General features: G+C 63.8%; 17 protein-coding genes and 1 pseudogene. 2 read left to right on the forward strand and 16 right to left on the reverse strand.

What is annotated here, in order from left to right; translation table 11 throughout:
- Nucleotides 1–28 precede the first annotated feature (28 nt).
- The 4 genes from N687_RS0106000 to pheS all read right to left on the reverse strand — a co-directional run bounded on the left by N687_RS0106000 (nucleotide 29) and on the right by pheS (nucleotide 4,511).
- A complete protein-coding gene (locus N687_RS0106000; RefSeq protein WP_029420995.1) occupies nucleotides 29–526 on the reverse strand; it encodes a CvpA family protein in 498 nt (165 codons plus the stop codon).
- A gap of 123 nt (nucleotides 527–649) precedes the next feature.
- Nucleotides 650–925 carry a cell division protein ZapA gene (locus tag N687_RS0106005; RefSeq protein WP_029420996.1) on the reverse strand — a complete coding sequence of 92 codons (276 nt, stop codon included), beginning with the start codon at nucleotides 923–925 and terminating at the stop codon, nucleotides 650–652.
- A 56-nt stretch (nucleotides 926–981) separates the two neighbouring features.
- Complete coding sequence (gene pheT, locus N687_RS0106010; RefSeq protein WP_029420997.1) at nucleotides 982–3,417, reverse strand: phenylalanine--tRNA ligase subunit beta; 2,436 nt, start codon at nucleotides 3,415–3,417, stop codon at nucleotides 982–984.
- Nucleotides 3,418–3,473: 56 nt separating this feature from the next.
- Complete coding sequence (gene pheS / locus N687_RS0106015) at nucleotides 3,474–4,511, reverse strand: phenylalanine--tRNA ligase subunit alpha (RefSeq protein ID WP_029420998.1); 1,038 nt, start codon at nucleotides 4,509–4,511, stop codon at nucleotides 3,474–3,476.
- Between the two features lie 639 nt (nucleotides 4,512–5,150).
- Between pheS and N687_RS0106020 the strand changes: the two genes are divergently transcribed.
- Nucleotides 5,151–5,612, forward strand: coding sequence for an IDEAL domain-containing protein (locus tag N687_RS0106020; RefSeq protein ID WP_029420999.1), 462 nt, complete (start codon nucleotides 5,151–5,153; stop codon nucleotides 5,610–5,612).
- A 101-nt stretch (nucleotides 5,613–5,713) separates the two neighbouring features.
- Here N687_RS0106020 and N687_RS0106025 read toward each other — a convergent pair whose 3' ends face one another.
- The 8 genes from N687_RS0106025 to N687_RS0106060 all read right to left on the reverse strand — a co-directional run bounded on the left by N687_RS0106025 (nucleotide 5,714) and on the right by N687_RS0106060 (nucleotide 15,661).
- Nucleotides 5,714–7,360, reverse strand: coding sequence for an ABC transporter substrate-binding protein (locus N687_RS0106025; RefSeq protein ID WP_051662995.1), 1,647 nt, complete (start codon nucleotides 7,358–7,360; stop codon nucleotides 5,714–5,716).
- 169 nt (nucleotides 7,361–7,529) lie between these two features.
- The gene (gene nikC / locus N687_RS0106030) at nucleotides 7,530–8,429 is read right to left on the reverse strand and encodes a nickel transporter permease (RefSeq protein ID WP_029421001.1); all 900 of its coding nucleotides are present in this window, start codon (nucleotides 8,427–8,429) and stop codon (nucleotides 7,530–7,532) included.
- Between the two features lie 13 nt (nucleotides 8,430–8,442).
- Nucleotides 8,443–9,447: an ABC transporter permease gene (locus tag N687_RS0106035; protein ID WP_029421002.1), complete on the reverse strand. Its 1,005-nt coding sequence runs from the start codon at nucleotides 9,445–9,447 to the stop codon at nucleotides 8,443–8,445.
- A 37-nt stretch (nucleotides 9,448–9,484) separates the two neighbouring features.
- Nucleotides 9,485–10,453 (reverse strand): ABC transporter ATP-binding protein, encoded by a 969-nt coding sequence (locus tag N687_RS0106040; protein WP_029421003.1) that lies wholly within the window; start codon nucleotides 10,451–10,453, stop codon nucleotides 9,485–9,487.
- A 5-nt stretch (nucleotides 10,454–10,458) separates the two neighbouring features.
- On the reverse strand, nucleotides 10,459–11,478 hold the full coding sequence (locus N687_RS0106045; protein ID WP_029421004.1) for an ABC transporter ATP-binding protein: 1,020 nt from the start codon (nucleotides 11,476–11,478) through the stop codon (nucleotides 10,459–10,461).
- 4 nt (nucleotides 11,479–11,482) lie between these two features.
- On the reverse strand, nucleotides 11,483–12,697 hold the full coding sequence (locus tag N687_RS0106050; protein WP_051662996.1) for an amidohydrolase: 1,215 nt from the start codon (nucleotides 12,695–12,697) through the stop codon (nucleotides 11,483–11,485).
- 95 nt (nucleotides 12,698–12,792) lie between these two features.
- Complete coding sequence (locus N687_RS0106055) at nucleotides 12,793–14,430, reverse strand: ABC transporter substrate-binding protein (RefSeq protein ID WP_051662997.1); 1,638 nt, start codon at nucleotides 14,428–14,430, stop codon at nucleotides 12,793–12,795.
- Between the two features lie 40 nt (nucleotides 14,431–14,470).
- On the reverse strand, nucleotides 14,471–15,661 hold the full coding sequence (locus N687_RS0106060; RefSeq protein WP_035462078.1) for a M20 family metallopeptidase: 1,191 nt from the start codon (nucleotides 15,659–15,661) through the stop codon (nucleotides 14,471–14,473).
- A 295-nt stretch (nucleotides 15,662–15,956) separates the two neighbouring features.
- Here N687_RS0106060 and N687_RS0106065 point away from each other — a divergent pair, with 295 nt between their 5' ends.
- Entirely contained in the window at nucleotides 15,957–17,138 is a 1,182-nt protein-coding gene (locus tag N687_RS0106065) for an aminotransferase class I/II-fold pyridoxal phosphate-dependent enzyme (RefSeq protein ID WP_029421008.1), read from the forward strand.
- 118 nt (nucleotides 17,139–17,256) lie between these two features.
- Here the strand turns inward: N687_RS0106065 and trxB are convergent, their stop codons facing one another.
- From trxB to N687_RS20755, 4 genes and pseudogenes are all read right to left on the reverse strand, one after another.
- Complete coding sequence (gene trxB, locus N687_RS0106070) at nucleotides 17,257–18,219, reverse strand: thioredoxin-disulfide reductase (RefSeq protein WP_029421009.1); 963 nt, start codon at nucleotides 18,217–18,219, stop codon at nucleotides 17,257–17,259.
- Nucleotides 18,220–18,362: 143 nt separating this feature from the next.
- Entirely contained in the window at nucleotides 18,363–18,902 is a 540-nt protein-coding gene (locus N687_RS0106075; protein ID WP_029421010.1) for a chromate transporter, read from the reverse strand.
- Entirely contained in the window at nucleotides 18,899–19,489 is a 591-nt protein-coding gene (locus tag N687_RS0106080; RefSeq protein ID WP_029421011.1) for a chromate transporter, read from the reverse strand. Before N687_RS0106080 ends, N687_RS0106075 begins: the two co-directional genes overlap by 4 nt.
- Before the next feature lie 36 nt (nucleotides 19,490–19,525).
- Nucleotides 19,526–21,129: pseudogene (locus N687_RS20755) on the reverse strand (gamma-glutamyltransferase family protein).
- Nucleotides 21,130–21,184: the final 55 nt, after the last annotated feature.

Consider the following 21,184-nt stretch of genomic DNA (forward strand, 5'->3'; position numbering starts at 1 on the left):
CGCCAGCGGCCGTCGTCCCGGGCGCGGGCTAGTGCAGGCTTGCGGCGTTTCGGGTCTGCGCCTCCAGCCACGACACAACGCTCGAATTCGTCAATTGCGCCTGCAGTCTGTCGTTTTGCACATGGTCCATGACCAACACGGCGACATAGACGAACAGCATGGCCAGCGCAACACCGGCGACCAAACCGGCCAGACGGTTGACCAGAGACAGGACGGGCAGGTGAAACACCGCATCCACCAGCCCCGCAGCGTAGCGGAGCAGCACCCACGACAACAGGAACACCGCCGCGAACGACACGGCTCCGGACAGATCCCCCAGCAGCCAAGCTGCGACACCGGGACGGACGTGCGGCGTTTGGACATTCCCAATCCAACTGGCCACCGCCGGCTGGACATACGGCCGAAGCCACCATGCCAGCCCATAGGCGGCGATCCCGCCGCACAGGCGGGTCACTTGACGCACCAGCCCGAGCCGGTAGCCGTTCCAGCCACCCAGGGCGATCACAGCCACGATCACGAGATCCATCAGATCCACCTGCACAACGCTCCTATCCGCGATCCCCTCCACCTGGACGCACGCCCACCAGGACGCACGGAGACCACGACGCACGGCCTGCAGCCCCGCGCCGGCACAGGCCTGGCGGCGCCTTCAACGGGTGGATGAAGACCGGGTCTGTTGGTCCAACAACTCCAGCAACTCCCGGTACTCCTGTTGGAGCCGAACCAGGTCGTCCGCGATGTTGAGCGCGGCCAGCACGGCCTGGCGGCGCAGATCTAAATTCGGGTTGGCCGCTGCGACGCGCTGCATCACCGCATCCACCAGCTGTGCGACTTCACGCAGATGCGCCTCGCTCGCCGGGCCGCGCAAGGTGTACTCCTGTCCACAGATGGTGACGCGAATGCGATGGTTGTTCTCCGTGCCCATGGATCGGCTCCCTCCTTCCCGTTGATTTCGTCCTCCGCCCGCGAATTCCTGCCCCTCTACCCGCGCAGGACGGCGGCAAATCGCGCGGTCCAAGCCGCCAGCACGCGCGCGACCACGGCTTCCACCTCGTCATCCGTCAACGTCCGTTCCTGGGAACGGCAGGTCAGGCGGATGGCGACACTCTTCATGCCCTCCGGCACACCCGGTCCCGTGTACACGTCGAAGACCCGGACGTCCTCCAACAGGTTTTCGCCGCCCTCCCGCGCCGCGTCTCGCGCCGCGGCCAGCAGGGCGTCCGCCGGGACGTCGCGCCCCACCACCACCGCCAGGTCCCGCCGCGATGCGGGATGCCGCGGCAGAGGGGTCACCAGCCACCGGTCGGACAGGCGAGGCACCAGGAGATCCAGGTCGAACTCCCCGTATACCGCCCCATCCAGTTCGAAAGCCGCCGCCGTCTCCGGATGCAGCTCTCCGAAGCTGCCGATGCGCTCGCCGTCCAGCCACACCTCGGCCGACCGGCCGGGGTGCAGCCACGGTGAAGACGCCGGCCGGAACTCCGCCAGGTCCAACCACCCGAAGGCGCCCAGCCACACCTCCACGGCCCCTTTGGCGTCGTAAAAATCGTACGGACGCGGCCGGTTCCAAACGTCTGCCTCCGTCACGCCGAACCACAGACCCGCCCACTGCGTCCGCTCGCACGGCAGTTCGTCAAGCGGCAACCGCGCCGGTAGGTATACGCGTGCGATCTCGAACACCCGCCCGCCCGCGACATCCCGGGCCAGGTTGTACTGGGCCACCTGAGCCAGGCTGGGCAGCAGATGCGTGCGCAGGACCGACCGCTCCTCGGACATCGGCATCCGGAGCGGAATGGTCTGCCGATACGGAGAATCTGGACCCACCCGCAGCGCGTCTAAGGCCCCCGGATGGGTCAGGGCGTAGGTGAACACCTCTGTCATCCCCATCCCGGTCAATACCTCCCGCGTCCGCTTGCGCAGGCGTTGGCTCGGGGTGCGCACCCCGGCTGTCGTAGCGCCAAAGGGCAGCGTCGACGGGATGGCCTCGTATCCGACAAGCCGCGCCACCTCTTCCGCCAGATCCGCCTCCAGGGTGATGTCCGGACGGCGCGTGGGCACCTCGATGCGCCAAGCGCCCGGTGACGATTCCTCGACCGTGAACCCGAGCCGGCGGAACACGCCGCGCATGGCTTCTGCGGAAATGTCCGTGCCGAGCAGCCGGTTGCAGCGCTCCGGGGAGAACGTCACCGTGTGCGGCTGTGGCTGCTGGCCGCGCAGGACCGACACCACGCCGCCCTCGCAACGGCCGCCGCCCAGTTCGCAAAGGAGCTCTGCCGCGCGGAGGAGGGCCGCCCGGATGGCTACGGGATCGATCCCCTTTTCAAATCGCTGCTGCGCCTCTGAACGCAGCCCCAACCGCTGCCCGGTGCGCCGGACCGAGGCCGCGTCGAAGGCGGCCGATTCAATCACGACCTGGCGCGTCGTCGCGCTGACCTCTGAATTCTCACCGCCCATCACCCCGGCGATGCCGATGGCCCGTTCGAGATCCGCGATCACGATGGTGTCCTCGTTCAATTCCCGTTCCTGGCCGTCCAGCGTGACCAGGTGTTCTCCAGGTCGCGCCTGCCGCACGACGATGTGACCCCCGCGGACCTGCCCGAAGTCGAAAGCGTGCAGGGGTTGCCCCCATTCCAACATCACGTAGTTCGTGACGTCGACCATCAGGTTGATGGGGCGGACGCCCATGGCGAGCAGCCGCATCTGCATCCACAGCGGCGAGGGCTGGGGCGTGAGGCCGGTGACCACCTGTGCGTCGTAACGCGGGCAGCGATCCGTCTCGATGGTCACACGCACGGGGGATGTACCGGATGCAGCCGGTTCCGCCGGCGCTGGAAACCGCACCGGCCGGTCGTACAGGGCACCCACCTCGTAGGCCAGGCCCCGCATGGACAGGCAATCGCTGCGATTGGGCGTGAGGCCGATCTCCAGCACGACGTCGTCCAGGTGCAGGAGCGTCACGACGTCCGCGCCAACAGGTGCGTCGTCCGGGAGGAGGAACAGGCCCTCCGTCTGCTCCTTGGGCAGCAGCTTCACCTCAAGGCCGATCTCCTGGGCGGAGCAGAGCATCCCGTTCGACTCCACGCCCCGAATCTTGACCTTCCCGATGGGGCCGCCCGGAAGCGATGCCCCCGGCAGGGCGGTCGGCACCTTCTGTCCGGCCTGCACGTTGGGGGCCCCGCAGACGATGGTCAGCGCTTCGCCAACGCCTGCGTCCACCGTGCACACCTTCAAACGGTCCGCGTTCGGGTGCGGCTCACAGGTCAGCACCTTTCCTACGACCACGCCGCGCACCCCCCGGTTGCGCGGCGTCACCGCCTCCACCTCCAAGCCCGCCGACGTCAACTTGTCCGCCAGCGCCTCCGGGGAGATGTCGCGGACATCCACGTACTCACATAACCACTGATAGGACAATTTCATGCGAGAACCTCCTCACATCCTCACGCTCACGGCATTTCTCACATCTGGCCTCACACTCACACCGGACGCGTGAATTGCCGAAGCAAGCGCAGATCGTTCTGATACAGCTGCCGGATGTCCTCGATGCCGTATTTCAACATGGCGATCCGCTCCACCCCCATGCCGAAGGCGAATCCGTTGAACCGACGGCTGTCGTACCCGGCCCCATCGAGCACGTGAGGATGGACCATCCCCGCCCCGAGGATCTCAATCCAGCCCGTATCCTTGCACACACGGCACCCGGCGCCGCCGCAGTTGATGCAGCGAACGTCCACCTCAGCGCTCGGCTCCGTGAACGGGAAAAAGCTGGGCCGCAGCCGGACCGCCTGTTCCGGCCCAAACATGGCGCGGGCGAACTGCTCGAGCACGCCTTTGAGATCGCTCATGCGGATGCCTTCGTCGACCACCAAACCTTCAATCTGGTTGAAGGCGTGCGAATGCGTGGCGTCGTCTTCATCGCGGCGGTAGACGCGCCCCGGGACAATCACCTTGACCGGTGCCATGGGCCGCATCCGTTCCATCGTGCGCACCTGCATCGGGGAGGTGTGCGTCCGCAGAAGGAGCGTGTCGGTCAAGTAAAAGGTGTCCTGCATATCCCGGGCGGGGTGATCCTTCGGAAGATTGAGCTTCTCAAAGTTGTACTCGTCCGTCTCCACCTCGGGTCCCTCGGCGATGGAGAACCCCATCCCCAAGAAGATGTCCTCCACCTCCTGGATGACCCGCACCAGAGGATGCAGGGCGCCTCGTTCCTGCCTTCGTCCCGGCAGGGTGACATCGATCCGCTCGGACGCCAGACGCTCGGCCAGCTGGCGCTCCGCCAGCGCGGTGCGCGCCGCCTCCCACGCCGCCTGCAGGCGCTCCCGGCAGCGGTTGACCACCTCGCCGGCCCGCGGCCGATCCTCTGCGGGCAGCGTGCCCATCTGCCGCATCACCTGGGACAGGGCGCTCTTCTTCCCCAGATAGCGGACCCGCCATTCGTCCAACGCGCGGGTGTCCTCCACCTGCCTCAAGGCGTCCTCCGCCTCTCGTTGCACCTGCAGGACGGCTGCCTCCAATTCCTTGACCTCCACAGTCCGACCTCCTTGTGACCTGCACCGGACGGAACCCGTTCCGCAACCCGCTTCCCGGATTCCCCGGAGATGAAAATGAATGAGCAGCCCGCCCTCAAGGGACGAACTGCTCCGTGGTACCACCCTTGTTGACGACCCTCCGCGTCCGCGCGGACGGCCATCCACTCGATGGCGCGTAACGTGCGCCGTCCGGCGCCGCCTACCAGCGGGTGTCCCGCCTTCAGCCGCGCAGCTCCAGGGTGAACTTCACGGCCATCCCGCCTGCCCCGCTCTCAGTCGCGGCTGGGCTCCCTGTGAGGGGAACGGCCGTTACTCTCCCTTTCCTCGCCGTTGTGCAATCCGATTCCTTCCGGGCGCGAAGACCGCCGGTCTATGCGAAGTATAATGGAACCCGGCCTCCGTTCGCAACCACTTGTCCAAGAAATCCAGCGGACCCTTCATAACCCTCTGTCTTTTATCCGCAAAACAGCATATGATATGAGCAAACGGGTCGCTCCTGTCAGTGCCAGGTGCAGTCGTTCCGTCAGACTATTCCGTCTTAATTCCCGGCGTGGGCGCGTGCCGGCGGAACCCGCCCGCCGCATCCGGCGCCCAGCGGACCAAAAAAAGGCTGGTGTGGCGTGTATGATTCTCCAAATGCTGCGCGACCTCCTCATCGACTACGCACTGGATCACCGCGACAGGGAGCTGTTCATGCGCCTGACGTCCGCCGACTGGGAGCAATTTGTCGTCCAACCTGTGGAGTCGGTCGACCAAGCCCCCGTCCTGGTGATGCACGAACGCGACACGAAGACGGTCGTCAAGCTGCAGCTGCCCGATTGCCCGCAGCCGACCGTGTTCGCGGTACCGGAGGACGAGTGGGACAGCAACGGATGGCGGGACCCGTACGGGCTGACGTTTTACGACCGGCTGCGCAGCGCCGGCTTTCGGTTTAAGAGCGAGTGGCGTGCCGTCGATGCGGGCGACTGGCAGGCTATCCAACGCAGCTGCCGCATCGTCCATCCGATGGACTTGGCCATCGCGCATCCATCCAAGACGCTGCGCGTCCAGTCTTCCCAGCGCCGCTTCACCAGCAACACGCCCTGATGACTCCGCACCCGCCATGACGGAGGGCCGCCGTTGTCCCCCACCGGGAAACGGCGGCCCATGTGATCCTCGCGCACGCGCCACGGCGCGCAACGTGCGGTTTAACCCTGGATGTCGACGTTCAACAACGAATCCGAGCCGGTTGGAGACGGGACGAATCCCGTAACCTTCTTATTCGCAGCCAGCGCCGGTGTCGAGTGATCCAAGGGTACCCACGGCGCATCCTTATAGATGATCTGCTCTGCCTGCTGATAGAGCTGCGCCCGTTTCTGCTGATCGGTCTCCTTCTGCGCCTGGGTCAGCAGCTGATGGACCTGCGGGTTGACGTAGAAGGCCACGTTCTGCGCAGGCGCCTTGGCGTTATCCGAGTCGAGCAGGACGTACAGGAAGTCGTCCGGATCGCCGTTGTCCCCGGTCCACCCCAACAGGCACATGGTGTGTTCCCCGTTTGCGGTTTTCTTCAGATACGTCGCCCAGTCGTACGTCACAATTTTGGCGTCGATGCCGATCTTCTTCAGGTCCGCCTGAATCGCGGTGGCGATCTTCTGCGGATCCGGCATGTACGGGCGCGCTACGGGCATCGCCCACAGCTCCGTCTGGAACCCGTTCGGGAATCCGGCATCCGCCAGGAGCTGCTTGGCCTTTTCAATGTCAACGGGATAGCTCTGGATGGACGGGTCATTCCCCCACATCGTCGGCGGCAGCGGCGTCGCGGCCGGTTCCGCCAAGCCGTTGAAATACGCGTCGATGATCGCCTTCTTGTCGATGGCCATGTTGATGGCTTGGCGCACTCGCACGTCGTTGAACGGCTTCTTCTGCGTGTTGAACGCCAAGTACCCGACGTTGTTGCTCGGCCGCAGGAACAGCTGGAGGTTGGGATCCGACTTGATGGTCTGTACGTCGACCGGGTTCACGCCGTCGATGATGTCCAGCTCGCCCGACTGCAACGCATTCAACCGCGCCTTGTTGTCCTGGATCACTTGGAACACCACCTGATCCAGGTGCGGCAGGCCGCTCTGCCAATAATTCGGGTTTTTCTTCAGCACAATCTTGTCATTCTGCTTCCAGCTCACGAAGATGAATGGGCCCGTACCGACGGGATCGCGCGAGATGTCTCCCTGGTGGTCTTGAATGTCCTTCGGAGAGGCGATCGCGAAGCACGGCATGGCCATATCCGCCAAGAACGGCGCGAACGGATGCTTGAGATCGAACTCGACCGTGTAATCATCGACCTTCTTCACATCTTGGAGGACGAGGCCGGGATCGCCTTTGAATCCGCCGAACATCGATGCAAAATACTCGAAGTCGCCTTTGTGATACGGGTTCGACTTGTCCATCCAGCGGTTGAAGTTGAACACCACGGCGTCTGCGTTAAAATCGGTACCGTCTTGGAATTTGACGCCTTTGCGCAGGTCGAACGTCCACTTGAGCCCGTCGCTGGAGGGGGTCCAATCCGTCGCCAAGCCCGGCACGATGTCGAAGGTTCCCGGTTTGTAATCCACCAGCGTCTCATAGATCTGCTCGGTGACGCGGAAGGACTCTCCGTCCGTGACATCGGCAGGATCCAGCTTGACGCTGTCCCCGCCCCGCCCGAACACCAGCGTTTTCCCTGCGGACGCGGTGCTGCCTCCCGCGTTGGCCGCCGCGTTGACTGCCGAGTTGCCGCTGGCCGGGTTTGACCCGCATCCGGCCAACGCGAACAACAGCACGGCAGCAGCCCCTCCCGCCGCGTACCATCGAATGCTCACACATCTTCCCCCTCACTCGCCGTTTTCAGTTCTGAATTGTAATTTCTGAAATGATAGAATAACCATGTTTAGTATACTGAGGAAGCCATTCGCCAGTCAATCCGGCCGGCCGGTTGGCCGTCGCCCGTACGTCGGGTCGGCAAAGCCTCCCGCCCGCACGCACGGGCGGTCACTTCATCTTCGGATCCAAGGCGTCGCGCAGGCCATCCCCGAACAGATTGAAGCCGAGCACGCTGAGCGCGATGGCAATGCCTGGGGCCGCGACAATCCAGGGTGCATTCGAGATGTAGTCCTTCGCGTCCGACAGCATTTTCCCCCATTCCGGGCTCGGCGGCTGAGCACCCAGACCGAGAAATCCGAGGGCCGCCGCGTCGAGGATGGCGGTGCCGATGCCCAGGGTCGCCTGCACAATCAGGGGTGCCCAACTGTTGGGCAGCACGTGGCGAAACAGCAGCCGCGCATTGGACATCCCCAGGGCACGGCAGGCCAAGACGTACTCCTCCTGCTTGACGCTCAACACGCGCGATCGAATCAATCGCCCGTACGTCGGCACGTTGATGATGGCGACGGCCAAGAGGGCGTTGAACAGCCCCGGGCCGAGGATAGCGACGATGGCGATGGCCAACAGGATGCTCGGAAAGGCCAGCATCACATCGAAAACGCGCGAGATCAACACATCCGCCCAACCGCCGAAAAACCCCGCCACGAGGCCGAGAAGCGCCCCGACGATCAGCGAGGAGACCACCGAGAAAAAGCCGATGGTCAGCGAGATGCGCGCCCCGTACAAAAGGCGGGAGAGTTCGTCGCGGCCAGCCTCGTCCGTCCCCAGCCAGTGCTGCGCGGAAGCCGGCTGGAGATGATGACTCAGATCTTGAGCCGTGGGATCGTATGGCGCCAGGACGGGGGCCAACAGGCCGATCACGATGAACAGCGCGACCAGGCTCCCGCCCACCATCGCCGCCCGCTGCCGCTTCAGGCGCTTCCACGCGTCCACCCAGACGGAGCGCTTCGGCGGGGTGCGCAGAACCGACTCGGCCGGAACGCCCGCCGTTTGTCCGTGTGCGTTCATAACGTTCCTCCCGTCACTTGTACTGGATCCGCGGGTCGAAGTAGGCGTACAAGAGATCGACAATCAGGTTGACCACGATGAAGATCACCGACAGCACGAGGATCCCGGACTGAATGACGGGATAATCGCGCGCGCCGATCCCGTTGTACAGGTACAGCCCGACACCGGGCCAGCCGAAGATGGTCTCCGTCAACACGGCGCCGCCCAACAGTGACCCCAACTGGATGCCGATCACGGTCAGCACAGGCGCGAACGAGTTTTTCAACGCATGCTTGTAGATCACCCAGAAGTCTGCCAATCCCTTGGCCCGCGCCGTTCGCACGTAGTCGTGTTTCAGCACCTCGAGCATGCTGGAACGGGTCATGCGGGCGATCACCGCCATCGGAATGGTCCCAAGGGCGATGCCCGGCAGGATGAGGTGCTGCACGACCGTCCAGAACTGATGGGTGTTCCCGGCGAGCAGGGTGTCAATCAGATAAAAGTGCGTGACCTCCGTCACCGGATCGCGCGGGTCCGCCCGCCCGATCACCGGCAGCCAGTGCAGCTTCAAACCGAACAACCACTGTTCCATCAGGCCCAGCCAGAAGATGGGTACCGACACGCCGACGAGGGCAATGACCATCGCCACGTAGTCGAACCAGGTGTTGCGCTTCCAGGCCGACAGGATACCCGCGTTGACGCCGACGACGATGGCGAACACCATGCTGAACAAGGTCAGCTCCGCCGTCGCCGCCAGATGCGGAAACATCTCCGACGCGATGGGCTGTTGCGTCACCAGCGACTTCCCGAGGTCACCGTGCAGGATCTGCGCGAGAAACAGCAGGTACTGCTGGTACAGCGGCTTGTCCAATCCGAGGTTGTGGCGCAGGTCCGCGACCGTCTGCGGATCCGCCTGCTGCCCCAGGATCACCTGCGCTGGGTCGCCCGGGATCAGGTGGATGATGGCGAACACCACGATGGACACCCCGAACAGCACGGGGATCAGTTGCAAGATCCGGCGAATCGCGTACTGAAGCACGTCCGTCCTCCCCCCTTTTCCAAACCGTGTGTCCGCGTCACGCGTGCAGGTGGCAGGCGACAAAGCGGCCCGGCGCCGCCTGCTTCCACTCCGGCCGGACCGTCTTGCAGACATCCATCGCGTACGGGCAGCGTGGATGAAACGCGCAACCGGACGGCGGATTGGACGCGCTCGGCACGTCCCCCTTCAACACGATGCGCTCCCGCTTCGCCTCCGGGTCCGGCACCGGTACCGCAGACAGCAGGGCCTGCGTGTACGGGTGCAGGGGCTCATCGTACACGGGTTCGCTCGGTCCGAGTTCGACCAACCGCCCAAGGTACATCACGCCGATGCGGGTGCTGATGTGGCGCACCACGCTCAAATCATGAGCGATGAACAGGTATGTCAACTGGAACTGCTCCTGCAGGTCCTGCATCAGATTCAACACTTGCGACTGAATGCTCACGTCCAGGGCAGAGACCGGTTCATCGGCGACAATCAGTTTCGGGTGCAGCGCTAGGGCGCGGGCGATCCCGATGCGCTGCCGCTGGCCTCCGCTGAATTCGTGGGCGTAGCGGTGCATGTGGTAGGCACCCAGACCGACCACCTCGAGCAGCTCCTGCACCCGCCGGCGACGTTCGGCGCGGTCCTGGACGCCGTGCACCAACAGGGGTTCCTCCAAGATCTGTTCGACCGTCATCCGCGGGTCGAGCGACGCATACGGATCCTGAAAGATGATCTGCAGATGCCGCCGCATCGGGCGCATCTCGCGTTCATCCAGGCGAAGCAGGTTTTTGCCCTGAAACCACACCTCTCCGCCCGTCGGCTCGGTCAGGCGCAGGATCGACCGGCCAGTGGTGGACTTTCCGCTGCCGCTCTCCCCGACGAGGCCGAGCGTCTCTCCGTCCTCAATCGTGAACGAAACACCATCGACCGCCCGGACATACCCGGTGACCCGTTGCAGTACGCCCGAGCGGATGGGGTAGTACGTCTTCAGGTCTTTGACCTCGAGCAACACCTCGCCCACAGGCATCACCCTCCCATCTGGCCGTCTGCCGCCGCGGCCAAGGCCTGCTGGTGTTCACTGTGCAGCCAACAGCGCACGGTGTGCGGACGGTCGTCCGCAATCGGCAGAAGCTCGGGCTCGGATTCATGGCACACCGCAGTGGCGTGCGGACACCTCGGCGCGAACTTGCACCCTTTCGGCATCTCAAACGGCGTCGGCACGTTCCCCGGGATGGCCACCAATCGCTTGCGCCGCTCATTGAGGCGCGGCATGGACGCCAGCAAGCCCTGCGTGTACGGGTGCTGTGGGCGTTTGAACAAGGTGTGCACGTCCGCCTCCTCCACCACCTTGCCCGCGTACATCACCACGACCCGGTCGCACATCTCGGCCACGACGCCCAGATCGTGCGTGATCATCACGATGGACGTACCGGCCTCTTGCTTGATGGCCCGCATCAGGTCGAGGATCTGCGCCTGGATGGTCACATCCAACGCCGTCGTCGGCTCGTCCGCAATCAGCAGCTTCGGCCGGCAGGCCATCGCCATCGCGATCATCACGCGCTGCCGCATCCCGCCCGACAACTGGTGCGGGTAGTCATGCACAATCTGCTCCGGGCGCGGAATGCCGACCTCTCGCAGCAGTTCCACCGCGCGCGCCCACGCCTGCTTCTTGGACAGATGCAGGTGCAGGCGCAGCACCTCCGCGATCTGGTCCCCGATGCGGAACACCGGGTTCAGGCTCGTCATCGGCTCCTGAAAGATCATCGCGATCTCGTTGCCACGGATCTTCCGCATTTCGGCGTCGCTCAACTTCAGCAGGTCCTTGCCTTGAAACCGGATCTCCCCGGCGACGATACGGCCGGGCGGAGACGGGACGAGGCGCATGATGGACAGAGATGTGACGCTCTTGCCGCAGCCGGATTCCCCGACGATCCCGAGCGTCTCGCCGTCCTTCACCTCCAGGTCCACCCCGTCCACCGATCGGACGACGCCTTCATCGGTGAAGAAATGAGTACGCAGACCCCTTACGCGCAGCAGTGGTTCCATACCTTCAGCCCCTCTCCCCTGCGGCCAGATGCGGCTGCCGGCCATTCGTCCGCAGTGCCAACCGGACGAACGCCTCCACGCCGACAATCAGTGCGTCTTCATCGACCGTGAACCGAGGGTGGTGGTGCGGATACACGATCCCCTTCTCCCGGTTGCCTACGCCAAGATGGAAAAACGCGCCGGGCGCTGCCTGCAAGAACCCGGAGAAGTCCTCGCCGCCCATGCCGGGCTGGGCTTTCCGCACCCGTTCCGGTCCGAACGCATCCTTCAAAGTCTCCTCCACCAACTGAGCGACCTGCGGGTCGTTGATGAGCGGGGCGTAGCCGCGCCGGTAGGAGAACTCGTAGGTGGCACCGTGGGCCGAGGTCACCCCTTCGATCACGCGCTCCATCCACGCCGGCACCTGTTCGCGCAGCCGCGGACTGTAGGTGCGGACGGTCCCCGCCAGCTGCACCGTCTCCGGTATCACGTTGTACGCGCTGCCGCCCGAGATCTTGGTCACGGAGATGACCAGCGGCTCGAGCGGATCTTTGTTCCGCGAGACCAGGTGCTGCAACTGCGTCACCACTTCGGCGGCCACCAGCACGCTGTCGACCGCCGTGTGCGGGTGTGCGGCGTGCCCGCCCCGGCCGCGAATGGTGATGTCGAACCGATCCGACGCCGCATTGATGGGCCCGGCGCTGATGGCCAACACGCCGGCCTCCAGCGGGGACCGGACGTGCAGCCCCAGGACCATGTCCACCCCGTCCATCACCCCGGCCTCCACCATCTGCACGGCGCCGCCGGGATGCACTTCCTCCGCGTGCTGGAAGAAGAAGCGGACCTCCCCGCACAGCCACGGCTGGAGCTGGGTCAACACCTTGGCGGTCGCCAACAGAATGGCCGTGTGGGCGTCGTGTCCGCATGCGTGCATGACACCGGGGCGGGAGGACCGAAACTCAAAGGTGTTCTCTTCCTCGATCGGCAAGGCGTCCATGTCTGCGCGCAAGGCCACCGTAGGCCCCTCCCCCGCCCCAAGCAGTCGTGCCATGACGCTGGTCGGGGTCGGGCGAGATACCTCCAGAGCACCGAAGGAGCACAGCAAGTCGTGCACGAACTGAGCGGTTTCATGCTCTTCGTAAGACAGCTCCGGATACCGGTGCAGGTGACGGCGCCAGGCCACCACATCGGACTGCACTTCTCGCAACAGATTTTCCATCTCCGGCCACAAGGTGGTCATCTGACCTCGCCCCTATCTGTTCTGGACGCTCAACGCATGGAGAAACTAGGGGGTGGCGGGTCGGGACCGCCACCCATCCAAAGGAAGGACCGGGATCACTTCGAGAGGTCGACAGACGTGAACTCCGGCCCGCCAGTCACCTGCGGGGTGAACCCAATCACGCGCTTGCTGCCCGCACGCACCGGTTGCGAGTGCACCAGGGGAACGTAGGGTTCATCCTTGAACACCAGCTCCTGAGCCTGCTTGTACAACTCCGCACGCTGATTTTGGTCCGACACCGTGAGCGCCTGCTCGAGCAACTTGTCCACAGCCGGATTCTTGTAGAAGGCGGTGTTGTTCGCCGGCGGAACCGCGTTCTTCGAATCCAACAACGTGTACATAAACGTCGTCGGATCCCACGTCCCGGCGGACCAGCCGAGCAGACACATGGTGTGTTCTCCGTTATCCGTCTTCTTGAGGTACGTCGCCCAGTCGTAGCTGACAATCTTCGCGTGGATGCCGATTTTCGCCAGGTCCGCCTGGATCGCGGTCGCAATTTGCTGCGGTTGCGGCATGTACGGCCGCGGGATCGGCATCGCCCACAACTCTGTGTCAAAACCGTTCGGGTATCCCGCCTCGGCGAGCAACTGTTTCGCTTTTGCGATATCGACCGGATAGTCTTGGATGCTGCCGTCATACGCCCAGTTCTTCGGCGGCAGAATGGTGACGCCGGCGTCGGCCAAACCGTTGTAATACGCGTCGATCAACGCTTTCTTGTCGATGCACATGGCGATGGCCTGGCGCACCCGCGGATCGTCGAACGGCTTCTTTTGCGTGTTGAAAGCCAGATAGCCGACGTTGTTGCTCGGGCTGATGTAAAGATTCAAATTCGGATCCGATTTCACGGACTGGATGTCAGACGGATTCACACCCTCCATCACGTCGATCTGACCCGCTCGGAGCGCATTCAGCCGTGCCGTGTTGTCCGGGATCACCTGGAAGATGAGCTGGTCCAGTTTAGGCAAGCCAGGTGTACGGTAGTTGGGATTTTTCTTCAAAACGATCTTATCATTCGGCGTCCAGCTGACGAACTCGAATGCGCCCGTCCCCACAGGATGATGGGAGATGTCCCCGTTGTACTTCTTAATGGCCTCCGGCGACGCGATGCTGTAGGCCACTTGAGTCAGAATATTCGGCAACGGGGCGAACGGATGGGTCAGGTCTATCCGGACGGTGTAGTCGTCCACCTTTTTCACATCTTTGATGATGGCTCCGGGGGAACCATAGAATCCACCCAAGTCGGATTTATAATGAGCGAACGAGCTTCCCTTGTGATAGGGATTCTTGGGATCGCCCCACCGCTGGAAGTTGAACACCACCGCATCGGCGTTAAACGGCGTTCCGTCCGAAAACTTCACGCCCTGTTGGAGATGGAACGTCCACGACATGCCGTCTTTGGACGGTTCCCAGCTGGTCGCGAGATCGGGTTGCAGCTCGGGCGTGCCGACCTTGTATGTCACCAGCGTGTCGTAGATCTCTTCAGCCACCATGTTCGACTCGTCGTCCGTGGAGCCAGACGGATCGAGCGTCACGGAGTCACCCCCCCGGCCGAAGATCAAGGTCTTCTGGCCCGACGCAGACGTAGCGTTGGATGGGGTACCGTTCGCCGACTGCGTGCCACCTCCGCAACCGGTTGTCACGGCCAGCAGAGCCGCTGCCGCCGCTGCACATGCCGCCCATTTCAACTTCATCATTCATAGACCCCCTCTGTGGTTCGTCGTCATGCAGGCCGGCTCATTGAGGAAAATCGGGCCCCGCCGTTCGGAACTCCTCTTGGACGGCCTGCAAAAAGGAAGGATCGAGCAAGAGATCGGCCGCGGTCTTTGCCATCGCCTCGGCCATCCGCAACATGGCCTGTTGGGCCTCCGGCGATCTGGCGGCCTCCCGAAACGCATGAGAATGACCAGGTGTACCGCGGGGTGCGATTTTCAGGTACGGGTGAATGGCCGGCAAGACCAAGCTGACATTCCCGATATCGGACGACCCGGTCCCTCCCCGCAGGACGGGCTCTTCCGTCTCCTCCCCCAATTCCGCAAGATACTGAAACACGCGTGACGCCATGGTGTGGTTGTTTTTCCGCTCCGCGTAGATCGGTGATGCGTGGGCGATTTCCACGGTCGTTCCGGTGGCCAACGCGGCGCCCTGTGCACAAGCTTGCACGCGTTCCACAAGCTCCAACACCTTCTCACGTGTCAGAGCGCGGACCAGGAATTCCGCTTCCGTAAAATCCGGCACTATATTGGGGGCCGCTCCGCCATGTGTGATGATGCCGTGCAGGCGTGCACTCTCCGGAATATGCTGACGCAACCCGTCCACGGAAACGAAGAACTGAATCATCGCCGCCAGCGCGTTGCGCCCCTCCTGTGGGCTGCCAGCAGCGTGCGCAGCTTTCCCGTGAAACTGGATACGCAAATGGGCCGTGGCCGTCGCATGTCGCCATGGGATCGTCCGATCACCGGGGTGGAACATCAAAGCGGCGTCCACACCATCGAATACCCCTGCTTCCAATTCGATGACCTTTCCACCGGCACCTTCCTCCCCTGGTGTGCCGATGACCCAAATGGACCCAGGAGGTTCGGGCAGTGCCCGTGCCAACGAAATGGCCGCAGTCAATCCTCCGGTCGCAATCAGGTTATGCCCACAGGCATGCCCGATCTCCGGAAGCGCATCGTACTCCAACAGAAAGGCGATTGTCGGCCGTCCTTGACCGATGCGACCGACAAATGCCGTCGGCAAGCCTGCCACCGGGCTCTCGACGGCAAAACCCTCTCGTTCCAGCCATGCTTTCAATCGCCCGCTCGCATAGTGTTCTTGTAAGGAGAGCTCTGGATGCTCGTGCAGATCGAGACTGAGCGCGACCATGTCGTCGCGAATCTGCTCCACTGCTTCGTGGATCCGCGCATGCACCTCTGGCAATGATGGCATCGTACAGCTCCTTCCTAACCCCTGCGATTCCCAACGAACGGAAATCAGAATGATAAAAATTTACATTCAAGACCCCCTCTCCATACGAATTATATTGAAATTCTGCTGAACCAATCAATAGTCTTGTCATGAAACTTATCAGAAGCGGTCGGATTGTATTTTTATGCATTCAAACGTATAAGCAGCCCTTCCACCCCCCTGGTCCACGGCTTGTGCCTGTAGTATCATCGTAGGCATCGGATGGCGCCGGTGCCAGAATCGGCGCGCATTCACCGAATCATCGGGAGGTGGCGGCGTGGAATCGGTCGCATCGGCGCGGGTGCGCCAGTTGTCCGCAGGTATTTTTGCAGAGTTGGCTGCGCGCAAGCGCCAAGCCCTCGAACGAGGTGTGGACGTGATTGACTTGAGCATCGGCAGCCCGGATCTGCCGCCTCCGCCCTGGGTGATGGAGGAACTGGCGCAATCCTCCCGCGACCCGGGCAACTACGGGTACACGGTATCGGCTTCGGCGGAATTCCGACGTGCAGTCTCTGAATTCTATCAAACGCGGTACGGTGTGGCCCTCGACCCCGAGCGGCAGGTCGTCCAAGTGATGGGGTCTCAGGAGGGATTGACCCATTTGGCTTGGGCTCTGCTTGACCCAGGGGATCTGGTTCTGGTCCCCGATCCGGGCTATCCCATCTATGAAGCCAGCGTGCGGATTGCCGGCGGAGAGGTCTTTCCCATGCCGCTGCGCCCGGAGAACGGCTATCTGCCGGATCTCGGCCGCATCCCGGAAGAGATCGCCCGCCGCGCGAAGATGATGATCCTGAACTATCCGGGAAATCCCTTGCCAGTGCTGGGGACGGACACCTTTTTCTCCGAAGTGGTGCAATTCGCCAAACGGAACGGCATCCTCGTCGTGCACGACTTCGCCTACTCGGAACTGGTGTTCGACGGCCACCGCGCTCCGAGTTTCCTGTCGGTCCCGGGTGCCATGGAGGTCGGCATTGAGTCTAACTCCCTGTCGAAGACGTTCAGCATGGCTGGATGCCGCATTGGTTATATGGTGGGAAACGAACACGTGCTCAGGGCGCTCTCGACGCTCAAGTCTCACATCGACTTTGGCGTCTTCGCCCCCATCGAGCGCGCCGCCGTGCGGGCCCTGCGCGCCCCAGCAGGCAGCCTGGAGACTCATGCCCGTCTGTACCAGGAGCGCCGGGACGCACTGGTGCGAAGCTTCGCCGCTGCCGGTTGGCACGTGCCGAGTCCGCCTGCGACCATGTTCGCTTGGGCACCCATTCCGGTGCCAGGGAGCGCCCGAACGTTCGCGATCGATCTCATGGAACACACCGGCGTCGCCGTCACACCCGGGGACGCTTTCGGGCGCCAAGGAGAAGGATATGTGCGTATCGCCCTCGTGCAGCCCGCCGACCGCCTGGAGGAAGCGGCCCGGCGCATCAGCGCATACCTGGCGCACCGGCGCGCGGCGGGTTGAATGGGTCCATCCGGATGCTTGCCCAACCGATGTGAAGCGGTCCCGGCCCCTCTATCCAGTAGACCGCACAAACCAAAAGGACGGCCGGATCGGTGCTCGCCGATCCGGCCGTCCGCCCTCAGTGCCCCGTCTCCGCCAGGGACCAGCTGTGCGTCATCGATCCTTCCAGCCACCGCTCCACGTCCATCGCGGCCTTGCATCCGCTTCCAGCCGCGGTGATGGCCTGGCGGTACCGGGAATCCATCACGTCGCCGCACGCGAATACGCCCTCCACGCTCGTCTGGGTGGTCACACCGTCCGTTCGAATGTATCCGAGGTCGTCCAGCTCCAGTTGTCCCTTCAAAAACCCGGTGTTGGGGGTGTGGCCGATGGCGACAAAGACGCCATCCGTGTCGATCACGCGCGTGTTCCCGCTGGCGTTGTCTCGCACCTCGATCCCGGTCACCTTTCCGCCGTCCCCGTGGACCGCGACGGGTGTGGCATTGAGCACCCATCGAATCTTCGGATTGCTCCGGGCACGCTCCTGCATCACCTTGGACGCGCGCAGCTCGTTCCTGCGGTGGATGATGGTGACCTCGGACGCGAACTTGGTCAGGAAGGTGGCCTCCTCCATGGCCGAGTCGCCGCCTCCGACGACCACCACACGCTTGTTGCGGAAGAAAAACCCGTCGCACGTCGCACAGGTAGACACCCCGTGCCCCAACAGCTCCTGTTCACCCGGGATGCCGAGCATCTTCGCAGACGCACCGGTGGAGACGATCAGCGCGTCCGCCTCGTACGTGTTCTTGTCGTCGACGACGACCCGAAACGGGCGCCGGCTCAGATCGACCGACGTCACCCATCCGTTCACGAACCGGGCCCCGAAGCGCTCCGCCTGCTTGTGCATGTTGTCCATCAGCTGTGGACCGAGGATGCCATCCGGGAAACCGGGGAAATTCTCCACTTCGGTGGTCTGTGTCAACTGTCCGCCCGGCAGGTCGCCCTCGACGACCAACGGGTCCAGGTTCGCCCGCGCGGCGTAGATGGCCGCTGTCAATCCGGCTGGACCTGTTCCGAGGATCATGACACGATGCCGTTCCATGGTCTCACCTCGCGTTCTCCGCCAGCCGCTGCCGGCGGCGGTGTGCGTCGTACGTCCCTGTTGTACCCCAATCGCCGAGCGAACTCAAGCGCCGCGGCAGGCCGGTGGACGGCACCGAGGTCCGACCGGTGTGATGGCGGAGTTTATTGAAAGAGGGGCAGCACCACGCCGCCGTACGCGAAGGCGCCGACAATGACCAAGGCGGGATGGACCTTGCGCCATTGCATCAACCACAAAGACAGCGCCGCGATGATGAGGGACTGTATCCAGCCGATCTTCAGGACGGACGTCTTGCCGAACTCCCAGGTCAGGGCGATCATCAGGACCGTGATCACCGGCTGCACCATGGCCGTCATCCCCTTGACCGCGTCCGATTGGCGGAACCGGTTGAGCAGCCGCATGAGCAGGATCAGGGCGATGGCCGACGGGACGACGGTCGCCGCCAGCGCGAGGACCAGCCCCAGCCAACCCTCCACCTGATAACCGATGAACGTGGCCATCTTGGTGGCGATGGGCCCCGGCAGGACGTTCCCGAGCGCCAGGACATTGGCGAATTCGGCATTGGACAGCCAGTGGTAATGCGTCACCGCCTGGTCCTGCAACAGCGGGATCATCGCCGGACCACCGCCGTATCCGAGCAGGTTGGGCAACAAAAACCCGACCAATACGTGCCACCAGGTCATGCACTCGTCCCCCGATCCCGCTGTTTTGCCCGCTGAAAGCGATGCACCAGGCGAAGGTGAAACGCGCCGTACAGAAGGTACAACAACACCACCAGAGCCGGCGATACGTCGAGCACGATCAACAACAGGAAGGCCAGCGCACCGAAGGCGATGGCAAACCAACGCCCCAATCCTTTCCACGCCTTCTCCCCGAACTCGTACGCCATCATGCCCATCATCACGGCGATCACGGGGTTCACCGCGGCGATCATGCCCTGTGCGATCCGCGACTCGCGGATGGCGGACAACGCCCCAAACAGGAGCAGCATGGCGATACAGGTGGGCAGGATGTTCGCCAAGACCCCGACGACGGCTCCTGGCCACCCCTTGAGCCGGTACCCGAGGTACGCGGCCAGCTTGGTGGCGATGGGTCCGGGCAGGGCATTGGCGACGGCGACGATCTCGCCGTACTCATCGTCCGTCACCCACGCATAGCGGTTCACGGCCTCATGCCGCATCAGGGGGATGATGGCCGAGCCCCCGCCGTACGTGAAGATCCCCGTCCGGACCATCGCCAAGACCAATGGCAGATACCCGTCGTTCTCCACCGTCTCGCCTTCTTTCCTCAACATCGCCTCACCCCGTCACCAACAGGCGATGGTCCCGTCGGTCCGAGGCTCCGTGCCGCCTGCCAGGACACCGCCCGGCAGCCGCCAGATCACCTGCCCGCGGCCGAATCCGCCGGCGTCGTTGGCCACCTGAATGTCGTGGCCGCGGCGCGCCAACGCCTGGGCAATGTGCGCCGGAAACTCCCGTTCCACGAGGACCTTCCTGCCCTCCAACCACTGCCACCGTGGGGCGTCCAGCGCCGCCTGCGGGTTGAGATGAAAGTCCACCAGGTTCATCACCACCTGAAGGTGGCCCTGGGGTTGCATGTAGCCGCCCATGACGCCGAACGGGCCGATCGGTTCGCCGCCCCGGGTCAGGAATCCAGGGATGATGGTATGGTAGGTTCGCTTGCCGGGGACCAATGCGTTGACATGATCCGGATCGAGTGAGAACGTGTGACCGCGGTTCTGCAGGGAGATCCCCGTGCCGGGCACGACCACGCCCGAACCGAAGCCCATGTAGTTGCTCTGGATAAACGACACCATGTTCCCCTCGCCGTCGGCCGCGGCCAGGTAGACGGTGCCGCCGCGGTCCGGTTTGCCCGGCGCAGGCTCCAGCGCCTCCGCTCCGATGAGGGCACGCCGCGCAGCTCCGTACTCGGGCGAAAGCAATTGTTCGACGCGCACAGCCATGAAGCGGGGATCGGTGATGTACCGCTTGCCGTCCGCAAACGCCAGTTTCAACGCCTCGATCTGCCGATGCACCGCCTCCACATCGTCCTTGGCGTGGAACTCGAAACCGGCCAGGATGTTGAGCGCCATCAGGGCGACGATCCCCTGGCCGTTGGGAGGCAGCTCCCAGACCTCAAAGCCCCGGTACGGGACGTGCACCGGTTCGACCCATTCCGGCGCAAATGCCGCCAGGTCCTCTTTGCGCAGGAACCCGCCCGTCTGGCGGGAAAACGCGTCGATGGCGTCGGCCAAATCGCCGCGGTAGAAGGCCTCCGCCCGAGTCTCGCCGATGCGGCGCAGCGTCCGAGCATGGCCCGGCGACGCCCAAATCTCTCCGGCGCGTGGCGCGCGGCCCCCGGAGCGAAGGTCTCCATCCACGGTTTGAACTCCTCGCCTTCGAGCGCGGCGTAGCGGCGCCGGCCGATCTCCCAGTAGTGTGCCGCCACCGCCGAAACCGGATGCCCTTCCTCCGCCAGGCGGACCGCCGGCGCGAGCACCTCCGCCAGCGACAGGCGGCCGAACCGCTCCGACAGCGCCGCCCAGGCGGCCGGAGCCCCAGGTACCGTCACCGGCAGCCATCCGAACCTCGGCATCTCTTCATGCCCCGCCTGCCGCACCGCCTCGATGGTCAGGCGCTGCGGTGCTGGCCCGCTCGAGTTCAACCCGTACATCCGCCCGCGCGACCAGACGATGGCGAACGCGTCGCTGCCGATCCCGTTCGACGTCGGCTCCACCACCGTCAGGGCCGCCGCGGTCGCGATGGCGGCGTCGATGGCGTTTCCGCCGCGCTGCAGCATTTCGAGCCCAGCCTGAGCGGCCAGCGGGTGGGACGTGGCCACCATCCCTCGCCGGGCAAACACGGTGGTGCGGCGGGACGGGTACGGATGATACATCGGATCAAACGGCATGATCTTCTCTCCATTTCCCACGGAATGACTCCCATTTCTATTCTACGCCGTAAAC

Source organism: Alicyclobacillus macrosporangiidus CPP55 (genome assembly GCF_000702485.1).
In the GTDB taxonomy this organism is placed as follows: Bacteria; Bacillota; Bacilli; order Alicyclobacillales; family Alicyclobacillaceae; genus Alicyclobacillus_H; species Alicyclobacillus_H macrosporangiidus_B.

Bases quoted from the DNA above. Each gene is read 5' to 3' on its own strand.
- N687_RS0106000 (WP_029420995.1), bottom strand. From the start codon at position 526: ATGGATCTCGTGATCGTGGCTGTGATCGCCCTGGGTGGCTGGAACGGC.
- N687_RS0106005 (WP_029420996.1), bottom strand. From the start codon at position 925: ATGGGCACGGAGAACAACCATCGCATTCGCGTCACCATCTGTGGACAG.
- pheT (WP_029420997.1), bottom strand. From the start codon at position 3,417: ATGAAATTGTCCTATCAGTGGTTATGTGAGTACGTGGATGTCCGCGAC.
- N687_RS0106020 (WP_029420999.1), top strand. From the start codon at position 5,151: ATGATTCTCCAAATGCTGCGCGACCTCCTCATCGACTACGCACTGGAT.
- nikC (WP_029421001.1), bottom strand. From the start codon at position 8,429: ATGAACGCACACGGACAAACGGCGGGCGTTCCGGCCGAGTCGGTTCTG.
- N687_RS0106045 (WP_029421004.1), bottom strand. From the start codon at position 11,478: ATGGAACCACTGCTGCGCGTAAGGGGTCTGCGTACTCATTTCTTCACC.
- N687_RS0106050 (WP_051662996.1), bottom strand. From the start codon at position 12,697: ATGACCACCTTGTGGCCGGAGATGGAAAATCTGTTGCGAGAAGTGCAG.
- N687_RS0106055 (WP_051662997.1), bottom strand. From the start codon at position 14,430: ATGATGAAGTTGAAATGGGCGGCATGTGCAGCGGCGGCAGCGGCTCTG.
- N687_RS0106060 (WP_035462078.1), bottom strand. From the start codon at position 15,661: ATGCCATCATTGCCAGAGGTGCATGCGCGGATCCACGAAGCAGTGGAG.
- trxB (WP_029421009.1), bottom strand. From the start codon at position 18,219: ATGGAACGGCATCGTGTCATGATCCTCGGAACAGGTCCAGCCGGATTG.
- N687_RS0106075 (WP_029421010.1), bottom strand. From the start codon at position 18,902: ATGACCTGGTGGCACGTATTGGTCGGGTTTTTGTTGCCCAACCTGCTC.